Raw genomic sequence first — 11461 nt, forward strand, 5'->3', positions numbered from 1 at the left:
TGACGGAATTCAAGAAACAGCCGACAGCTATACGGCGCCGCAAACACCGACAGAGCAGAAGCTTGCGGCTATATGGAAAGATGTGCTGAAGCTCGACCGTATCGGCTCCCAAGATCATTTCTTTGAAATCGGGGGCGATTCCTTAGACGCAGCCTCTCTGGCCGGCAGAATTCAGAAGGATTTAGGTGCAGCCGTTCCACTTCAGGACATCTTTCGGCTGCCGACGTTGGAGAAGCTCGCTTCGTTCATTGACAGCCTAAGCTCGCAAGCCTATACGGCCATACCGAGCATTCCGGAACAAGAGGTATACCCGACCTCCCCTGCACAGGAATGGATCTACATTCTCAGCCAGATGGATGACGGCGGTGATATATACAATATGCCGTCCGTTCTGGAGATTACTGGCGAAATCGATCCCGATCGAATCCGTTCCGTCTTCCTGAAGCTGATCGACCGGCACGAGACGCTTAGAACAGGCTTTGAAATCCGGGAGCAAGAGGTTGTCCAACGGGTTTATCCTGACGTTTCTTTCGAATTCGAATGGATTCCATGGAGACAGAACAAGCAGGAAATGCTGGAGGCGGTACGCAGCTTCATACGGCCGTTCGAGCTGTCGAAGCCGCCTCTGCTTCGTGTCGGTCTGTTAGCGAAGTCGAGCCGCTGCCATCTTATGGTCATCGACATGCACCATATCATATCGGACGGCGTATCGCTTCAAATTATGATGAATGATTTCTTACGGTTGTACGCTGGGGAAGAGCTTGCGCCGATGACGATCCAATACAAGGATTATGCGGCCTGGCAGCGACAACGAATGGAAAGCGATCAATATAAGGAACGGGAGTTCTATTGGCTAAATTCATTAGCTGGTGAGCTGCCGAGGAATGATCTGCCGATTGCTTACCCAAGGCCGGCAGTACGAAGCTTTGAGGGTGCTGTTCATTCTTTTGAGATCGATGCCCCAACTGTCGAAGAGCTGCGAAAGCTGGCTTCGTCCACCGGCAGTACGATGTATATGGTGCTTCTGGCCGCCTACTCGGTGCTGCTCTTCCAATACAGCGGCTCCGAGGACATCATCGTCGGTACACACGTAGCGGGAAGAACCGCACCGGAGCTGGAGCCGATGATCGGCATGTTCGTCAATACGCTTCCGCTGCGTCTTTATCCACAGAAAGAGCTGACCTTCCGGGAGTTTCTCCTAGAAGTGAAAGGAAGCACGCTGCAAGCCTTCGAGTATCAGGATTACCCATTCGCAGAGCTGGTAGAGAAGCTCGGTGTGAAGCATGATGCAAGCCGCAACCCGATCTTTGATTATGTGTTCGCCTTCGCTGAGACCGAGGATGGACATGCCGAGATAGGGGAAATCTCCGTCCGGCCTTATTCAATGGATTACTATACCGCCAAATTCGATATGAGCTTGACCATGGAGCTGGAGAACGGCGTACTGACAGGAGCGATCGAATACAGTAAGGCTCTATTCAGCTTAAAAGCGATCGAGACGCTTGCAATAAACTTTACGGAGCTTGTCCGCAGCATCGCAGAAGATCCCGACCGATTGCTGGCATCGCTGCTTCGGACTGACACTAATAAGCTGACTACGCAAATCGATAACCTTGAATTGTTGTTCTAGGATATTGGGGGTGTGCCTTCGCAAGACTGCGAAGCACACCCGACCTTGCGACAGCTGACGGATCACTTGTAAACAAGACAAATCCGCTAAGAGCGGGATGGAGTGTGGAGCATAATGAGCATTTATGAAAAAGATATGACGTACTGGCAGCAGAAGCTGGCCCCAGATGACAAATTCACATGTATTCCTTATACCAAACGTCAAGCCAGACAAAACCGCGAGCCTCTATCAAATAAGATCACGCTGGCACCAAACAGTTCAAAGCGCCTTCTGCACATTGCTGGCGGATCACCTATAGCTGTGTTTATGGTGCTTCTAGCCGCTGTGAAAGGGCTTCTCTATCAGTACACGCGCGAGAGCAGCTTGCTGCTCGGTGTCCCGGTATTCCGCCGAGAAGGAGAGAACGATGCCGTCGGCACTCTTAATCATCTCTTACCCGTCAAAACGAATCTGTCTTCCCACAGCACTCTGAAAACGATGCTATCTGACATCAAGACCGCAATAAGTGAAATCATGGAGCATCAGCACACCCCTTATTGGAGCTATGTTAACCGGATTCAAATCGAACAAGCTGCCAGCGGTAAACCGCTCATTCCGGTTATGGCCGGCTTCCAGCCTATTCACCGCAATGAATGGATGAAGGAGGCGGTATACGATTTAGCCTTTTTATTCCATCAGCAGCAGAAGAGCCTCGAGCTTGAGCTCATTTATGACGGAAACAAATATACGGCAGATTCTATTCAAAGAGTGACCGCTCACTATGAACGAATACTGTCGTTCATGCTGGAGCAACCAGAGCTTCCGCTAAGTGACATCCGCCTACTGACAGATGAGGAAAGAACGCTAATTCTGCACAGATTCAATAATACAGCCACGGCTTATGCTAGTGAAAAGTCATTACATGAAATGTTCGAGGAACAGGTATCCAAGACGCCGTACATGACCGCTGTCATTTGCGGGAATCAGCAGCTGACGTATGATGAGTTGAATGCACGGGCAAACCGATTAGCCCATATGCTGCGCAGAAAGGGCGTCGGAGCTGATCAAGTCGTAGGGCTGCTGATTGGGCGTTCGACAGAAATGGTGACGGCGATGCTTGCTGTGCTGAAGGCCGGAGGGGCGTACTGTCCTATCGATCCATTGCTCCCGGAAGAGCGTATTCGGGCGATGTTCGAGGATAGCGGCATCCAGCTCATAGTAGGTGAGTCCAAATTGTCAGCACTGCTGCCTGAAGAGATGGAGCTAATCGACATACATGACGATCAGCTTGTGGCAGAGGACAATACGAATCCGATAGCTGTACATGACAGCAGCAGCCTGGCATATGTGCTATTTACGTCAGGGTCAACCGGCCGTCCGAAGGGAGTCATGATCGAGCACCGGAGCGTGCATAACTTTCTAGCAGGTATGCGCAAGAACATACCGTTCCATGAAGGGGATCGGGTACTATCCGTTACGACCTACAGCTTTGACATCTTTGTACTTGAAACCTTTCTGCCGCTAACTACTGGCGGGAGCATTATTTTAGCTGACCACGAGGAGCAAAAGGAACCGAAGCGGCTGCTGGAGCTAATGTCGCGCCAACAAGTTAATCTCGTTCAGATGACGCCTTCCCGAATGAGTCTGCTGCTGGCGGCGTCTCGTCCTGAGGCTTGGAGCAGTGTAAAATGGGTGCTGCTTGGCGGCGAGACGCTGCCCGAGACGATGGTAAAGCGGCTGAAACAAGTGAGTAATGCGAGAATCTACAACATGTACGGACCTACAGAGACGACCGTCTGGTGTACGATGGCGGACGTCACAGAGGAGCTAGCCGAAATTCATATCGGCAAACCGATCACTAATGCCCAAATCTATGTCATCAATCCCAAGGACGGTCAGCTGCAGCCGATCGGTCTAATCGGCGAGCTGTGCATCGCCGGCGACGGTTTAGCACGCGGATATGCAGGACAGCCTGAACTGACAGACAAGAAATTCGTTGCGAATCCGTTCGCTAAGGAAGGGAAAATGTACCGGACCGGGGATTTGGCGAAATGGCGACCGGATGGATCTCTTCTCTATTTGGGCCGGATGGATCATCAAGTGAAAATTCGAGGCTACCGAATTGAGCCGGGAGAGATTGAGGAGCAGCTTCTACGAATAGATAGCATTCGTGAAGCAGTGGCAGTGCCCTGGGAGGATGCGACCGGACAGACAGCGCTGTGCGCTTACTATTCAGGAGACCGCCCGTTCACTTCGAACGAGCTGCGTACGGCACTTACCCGTACATTGCCCGGCTATATGGTACCAACAGCCTTTGTACAGATGGAGAAGCTCCCTCTGAACATCAATGGGAAGGTGGATCGGAAAGCGCTGCCGACTCCGAATCTCTCTTTAGCTAGCCAGTCGGTGTATAACGAACCACAAACGCCGATTGAGCAGAAGGTTGCCGAGATATGGGCAGCAGCACTTGGTGTGGAGCGAGTTGGCATGCAGGACAACCTGTCCGAGCTCGGCGTCAATTCCTTAAGCTTAATGCGGGCAATTATAGCAACAGAGGAGGAATTCCAGTTTGAATTTCCAGCTGAATATATGGCCGCTAATCGCTTGAAGACGATAGCCGATGTGGCTGAATACGTGGAAAGCTATATCCGCGTCAACGTCTAATCACTCGAATAGCCACCCACCAATCACGTTATGGAAGGAAGAAATAATGATGAACGTTTATGAACGCGAGCGAGCATTCTGGCAGCAAAAGCTGAGCGCCGGGGTTCCGGCCGCGTGCTTTCCTTACAATAGATATACGAGCACTGAGTGCGGAGAAGCTTCCGAAGGAATATTCCGACAACCGCTAGATGTACCGATATCGGAACGAGTAATGCAGGTTGCTGGCGGCTCGCCGCTTACTGTTTTTTTCATTTTGCTGGCTGGTGTAGAAGGACTTCTCCATCACTATACCGGTGAGAATGAGCAGCTCCTTGGTATACCGGTTCTTCGGGAGCGGACAGGCTCAGATAAGGGACTAAATACTCTCGTTTTTATCATGAACCAACTAACAGGCAAAAGCGACATGAAAGCCTTGTTCAGAGATATCAAAGCAGCCGCCAGTGAAGCCTACGCACATCAAGAGCTGCCCTTCTGGAACTATATCGATCAGATTCCCGGCACAACCAAAGCGGAAGGGGGCACAACATACGTTCCAACGATCGTCGGACTTAGCTCCATTCATACGCTTGATTTCATACAGGAGACCTCCTCAGATCTAGTCCTGTGGTTTGAGCTTGATGGTCACGCCCAGATTACTCTTGAGCTTCGCTACAACCGATGTCGATACAGCCTCGATGCGATAGAACGGATTCATCGTCAGCTGCAGCTACTGTTGTCCTCTCTGCTCAATTCACCGGATTTAACGTTAGAGGATATAAGTCTAATTACGGAGGATGACAAGAAACAGCTGCTGGTTAACACAATGCATTCGTCATTGCCTCTTGTTCCACAAGAGAAAACGATACATGAGCTGTTCCAGGAGCAGGCGAAACGTACGCCAGCTCGAACAGCTGTCGTGTGCGGCACTGAGCGACTCACCTATGCAGAGCTAGATGAGCGGTCTGAGCAGCTGGCACGAGAGCTGTGGAGTAATGGCGTAAGGGAAGGCTCTACGGTGTCTCTTCTGATTGACCGGTCCGTGGATATGCTAATCAGTATCCTCGGCATTCTGAAGGCGGGGGCTGCCTATGTGCCGATCGACCCAAGCTATCCTGCCGAACGAATCCTGTATATGCTACAGGATAGCGGTGCTAACTGGCTGATTACGAAGTCCAGTCTTACGAATGGTCTGTCATATACAGGCCAAATCATCGACCTTGAACAACCGTTGAAGGAAGAGAGGCGTAGCCCCATCCCGATGCAGGCGAGAGGAGCGGCCTCTTTGGCCTATATCATCTATACGTCCGGCACGACCGGCAATCCGAAAGGAGTCATGGTGGAGCATCGCCAAGTCGTCAACTTAGTACACGCACTCACAGCTGCGATAAAGCTTCCGGATGACGGAGCACTTAGGTACGCACTGCTCGCCAATTATGTGTTCGACGTTTCCATTCAGCAAATTTTCGGTTCGCTGCTGTTCGGGCATGAGCTGCATGTAGTACCGGAAGAAATGCGGACCGATGGGGGCCTGCTGCTTCAATTTTTTGAAGACCAAGACATTTATTTGACGGACTGTACCCCAACCCATCTTGGCATGCTGCTACACCAAGCAGAAATAAGCTCCCGATTGCAAGCATTTCATCCCCGCTATTTGCTCGTCGCCGGGGAAGCGCTCCGATACGAGCTTGCCGTGCGGTTTTACCGGACGTTCAATATCGATCAACCGATCATGTTCAATGTCTACGGTCCTACCGAGTGCTGCGTGTACAGTACGATATACCAGGTGCCTCTCGAGCCGGAAGCTCTGCTTAACGTTCCGATCGGAAAGCCACTAGGAAATTACGAAGCTTACATATTGGGAAGAAAGCTGGAGCTGCTGCCGATTGGGGTTCCCGGCGAGCTCTATATCGGTGGGAGTGGAGTAGCAAGAGGCTACTTGAACCGCCCTGAGCTTACCGCGGCTTGCTTCATGGAGAACCCATATCGACCTGGTCACACCATGTATCGTACTGGCGATCGTGTACGATGGCTGCCGGATGGCCGCATCGAATTTCTCGGCCGCTCCGATCAGCAGCTGAAAATACGCGGCTATCGGATCGAACCGGCGGAAATCGAAGCGAAGCTGCTAGAACTCGAAGGTATCCTTGAAGCTGTCGTCGTCGCCTGGGATGACAGCTTCGGCGAGAAGCAGCTCTATGCCTATGTGACCACCGGCGCCACCTTCCGAGTTGAAGGCTGGAGGGAAGAGCTCTCACGGCAATTACCCGCCTATATGATTCCTATCAGCTTAACCGTGCTGGAGAAGCTTCCGCTTACCCCAAGCGGCAAGCTGGACCATAGAGCGCTGCCGAAGCCGGAGGCGCATGCTGGGGGTGGAACCTCTTTTGTCGCACCTCGCGATGAGACGGAAATTAAGCTTGCGAAAATTTGGGAACAAGTGCTTGGACGGACTGAGATCGGGATCAAGGACAATTTCTTCGAGCTAGGCGGCCATTCCTTATGGGCAGCCAGGCTGACCGGCGCCATATACCAAGAACTGAATGTAAAGCTGCCCATTCGGGATATTTTCCAAGCTCCGACCATAGAGCAGATGGCTGCCGCCGTCAAGAACGCCAAGCGCCGGGATTATGTATCTATTCCTATTGCCGACAAGCGCGAGTATTATCCGGTTTCTTCCGCGCAGAAGCGAATCTATCTCCTGCGACAGCTCACCGGAGGGGAACTGGGATACAATATGCCCGGAGTACTAGAAATTCATGGACCAGTTGAGCCTCATAAGGTGGAGGAAGCGTTCCACCAGTTGATTCTCCGACATGAATCGCTGCGAACGAGCTTCACGATAAAGGACGGAGAAGTCGTTCAGCAAATTCATGAATATGTAGAGTTCTCCCTTGAGCAGTATGAAGGGAACGAGGAGTCGGTAGAGACTATCATCCAGCAGTTCATACGACCGTTTGATTTGTCCAGCGCTCCTCTTCTGCGAGCCGGCTTAATGAAGCTGGATGACCAGCGCCACTTGCTGCTGTTCGATACACACCATATTATTGCCGATGGCGTCTCAATGAGCATGCTGTCGCGCGAATTTATTCAGTACTACCAGGGAGATCAACTGCCGCCTCTATCGGTACAATATAAAGATTTTGCAATATGGCAGCTCGAGCAGGCGAAGGATAAAGAGATGATTCAGCATATGGCGTATTGGACTAACGTCTTCTCGGACGATATTCCGGTGCTGGAGCTGCCTACAGACCGAGCTCGTACAGCAATGAGAAGCTTTGAAGGGGATATTGTACCTGTCAGAATCGAAGCCTCGCTGTTATCGGAGCTTCAAGCCTTAGCCCAAGAGAGCGGAGCTACACTATTTATGGTGCTGCTTGCCGTCTATAATGTGCTGCTGTCCAAATACTCAGGACAACATGATGTTGTAGTAGGCACGCCGGTATCGGGACGGGAGCATCCGGATGTCGAACAGGTGATGGGAATGTTCGTGAACACGCTGCCGCTCCGCAACTACCCGAAAGATGAGCTGACATTCCGCGACTTTCTTCGTGCTGTACGACAATCCTCACTGGAGGCGTTCGATCATAGTGCGTATCCGTTCGAACAGCTGGTGGAGCAGGTGCAGACACAGCGTGAGCTAAGCCGCAATCCGTTGTTTGATGTTATGCTTGTTCTTCAGAACATGGACAGCATCCAGCTGGAATCGAATGAGCTAACCTTCAGCACTTACCCGATGCAGTATAAGATAGCAAAGTTTGATCTGACACTGACCTTAACGGAAGAGGAAGACGGCTTGAACGGTGTGCTTGAGTATGCAACCGCATTATTCCACCGGGATACAGCGATGAGGATAGCAGCCCATTACGCGCAGCTGCTCGGCGAAGCGGTGCGTAAGCCGGACAGCCCGCTTAGTGAACTGAATATGCTGCTTTCTTACGAGAAGGAGCAGATCCTAGAGATATTCAATGCTACAGATAGCGAATATCCCCTCAGTCAGACGATTCACGGGTTATTCGAGGAGCAAGTAGAGCGAACTCCCAACCGTACAGCTGTACAGCTCGGTAATCGCAGCTTAACTTATGCCGAGCTGAATACAGAGGCCAATCGGACGGCGCACTGTCTTCGCAACCTCGGTGTACAGCCGGATACGGTTGTTGCCATTATGATGGAGCGATCGATGGACATGATGATCGGCCTATTCGGAATTTTAAAGGCTGGCGGCGCCTATCTGCCTATCGATCCGAAGCTGCCAGTGGAACGGATACGTTATATGCTTCAGGATAGCGGGGCCTCGATTCTTCTCTGTCAGGATGAAGGACATCCCGTATGTACAGAGGACTTGACCGTTACGGCACTTCGCCTAAAAGATGCGTCCTCGCCAAAGCTCCCAGCGTCCAATCCGCCGCATACTGCCGCACCTGCCAATTTGGCCTATGTCATCTACACCTCCGGCTCGACCGGACAGCCTAAGGGGGTTATGATCGAGCATCATTCCGTCATCAACAGACTCCATTGGATGCAGAAACAGTATCCGCTGAGCGGACAGGATGTTATTCTTCAGAAGACTCCGTATACGTTCGACGTATCCGTATGGGAGCTGTTCTGGTGGTCTTGGTACGGCGCAAGCCTATGCTTCCTGGAGCCAGAGGGAGAGAAAGACCCAACACTAATCACCCGAACGATTATAGAAGAGAAGGTAACGACCCTGCATTTCGTACCGCCAATGCTAAGTGCGTTCCTAGATTATTTAGAGAATCATCGAGAAACAGCAAAAGCGATGGGACATATCAAGCATATATTCGTCTCTGGCGAAGCTCTGCCGAAGCATACGGTAGAACGATTCTATTCCATTGTCGAATCAGACCAAATAAAGCTCGTCAATTTATACGGTCCAACGGAGGCAACGGTGGATGTTTCCTCGTTCGAATGCACAACCGGACTTGAGCGAATCCCTATCGGAAAGCCGATCGACAACATTCGTCTATATGTGGTCGACCATCTTCTCCGTCCGCTCCCTATAGGTATTCCAGGTGAGCTCTGTATCGCAGGCGCAGGACTAGCAAGAGGCTATTTGGGCCGCCCTGAGCTGACCGAGCAAAAATTCGTACGTAATCCGTTCCAACCGGATACACGGATGTACCGTACAGGAGATATTGCACGATGGCTCCCAGACGGTAATTTGGAATATCTCGGCAGGATGGACCACCAGGTGAAGCTTCGGGGCTATCGGATTGAGCTGGGAGAAATCGTCGAGGCACTGAAGAAGCATCCGGTTATAACCGATGCGGTTGTAATCGATCGAACAAGCGCTGACGGAAGCAAATTTTTATGTGCTTATCTAGTATCAGCAGGTGGGATTACGGATGGAGAATGCAGAGAGCATCTTCTCAGAACACTGCCTGTGTATATGGTGCCCGCATACTTCGTGAGACTAGATGCTCTTCCTTTAACAGCTAACGGTAAGCTGAACCGAAGGGCGCTCCCAGAACCGGTCTTAATCACTGATATCGAATGTGAAACGTCTAATGATCAGCCAGTGACAGCATTAGAGGCTGCGTTGGCCGGAATTTGGAAGGATATTCTCGGCAGGAATCGTATTGGAATATTCGATGATTTCTTCCTTCTGGGAGGTGATTCCATTGTGCTGCTCCGGTTGGCGAACCGAATTCAAAAGGATTTGGGCATGGATATTGAACTGAAAGAGCTGTACACGCACCGCTCAATCTCCGCGCTTGCCGCTTACTTGAGCAGCAGCAGCAGTGCAACAGGACAAACTCAAGCGATACACGAAGGATTGCAGCTTATTGAAGCATTCCAAGAGAAAGCGCAAGCAGGCCGATTCTCAGTCAAATACGATTCAATGGGGATCGAGGATTTCTATCCGTTAAGTAAAATTCAGCAGAGCATGGTGTACTATTCGATGCTGAAGCCCGATCAGCCGATCTACCATGACCAGTTCTTCTTTACGGTAGCGTTCCGGCCTTGGGACAGCAGCCTCATCGAGCGAATCACCGAGAAGCTGGCACATCGTCATCCGATACTAAGAACTGTCTTCGACATGGATACGCTGGAGGAGCCTGTACAAATCGTACTTCGCCATGCGAAGCCAGATGTCGCAATAGAGGATTGCCGTCATTTGGGTGCGGATGAACAGAGGAAATTCATTGACCATCGAAGAAGCATGGATCTCCAAAACAAATTTTTGGTTAACGGAACGCTGCTGTGGAGATTACGAGTGTTCAGACTTGGCGAAGAGAATGCCGTTATCCTCCTATCCTTCCACCATGCCGTTCTGGACGGATGGAGTGTAGCCGTATTCGAGCAGGAGTTCATAGAGCTGTATAACATGATGGTTACATCGGGACACGATGAACCGCTGGAGGAGCTCGATCATGCACCGTTACGCTGCTCGTATAAAGATTATGTAGCATTGAACGCTTATAAGCAGGCGGATATAAAGACGGAGCAGTTCTGGACTACATATCTCAGCGGCTATAATCGCGGCAAGCTGCCTTTTAATCTAGCTCGCAAACCACTTGCCAAGAACGGTTTCAGTACGATCATCAGAAGACCGCTGCCGACAGCGTTAAGTGAGAGACTGGAACACCGTTCCCGCCAATACGGCTGCAAGATCCGAGACCTATGCCTCTCCGCACATTTGTATTTACTTCGGGTTGTAACGGGGGAGGAGGACATCGTCACGGGCGTTGTCTCCCATGACCGCCCAACAGTAGAGGACGGCGACCGTATACTCGGCTGCTTCCTAAATACACTCCCGATTCGGCTTCAGATCAACAAGCGGGAACCGAAGGAGCAGCTCGTTCGCAACGTATCCGAAATCGTATATCGGATCAATGCTCATGAAGCGTTTCTGAGCGACATCGCGCGAATGATAGGGGAACGAACGGACCCAGCGCTCAATCCGATCTTCGATACCCTGTTCAACTATACCGAATTCCATGTACTGGACTTCTCTGGTGTTCAGAATAACATCCGAATTGAGGAAAGCAGCGGTTTGGAGCTGCGGAACTCGGAGATGACCAACACGCTGCTTGATGTAGAGGTGCACCGAGGCGGCGAACAGATCAATGTCCAGATCAAATATTCGCCTCAATACTTCTATGAACAAGATATGGAAACGGTCTTCACGCTCTATGTCCGAATTCTGGAGAAGCTGTGCGACACGGACAACCGCTATCTCGACAGCGC

General features: G+C 51.1%; 3 protein-coding genes. All 3 read left to right on the forward strand.

What is annotated here, in order from left to right; translation table 11 throughout:
* On the forward strand, positions 1 to 1630 hold a 1630-nt coding region (locus PXY01_RS21495), incomplete at its 5' end, for a condensation domain-containing protein (RefSeq protein ID WP_246028053.1).
* 114 nt (positions 1631 to 1744) lie between these two features.
* Positions 1745 to 4273, forward strand: coding sequence for a non-ribosomal peptide synthetase (locus tag PXY01_RS21500; protein ID WP_127573119.1), 2529 nt, complete (start codon positions 1745 to 1747; stop codon positions 4271 to 4273).
* A gap of 46 nt (positions 4274 to 4319) precedes the next feature.
* Positions 4320 to 11461 (forward strand): non-ribosomal peptide synthetase (locus tag PXY01_RS21505; RefSeq protein ID WP_164744542.1); only part of this gene is annotated, 7142 nt, incomplete at its 3' end.

The sequence above is a fragment of the Paenibacillus xylaniclasticus genome (genome assembly GCF_004001065.1).
Lineage (GTDB): Bacteria > Bacillota > Bacilli > Paenibacillales > Paenibacillaceae > Paenibacillus_T > Paenibacillus_T xylaniclasticus.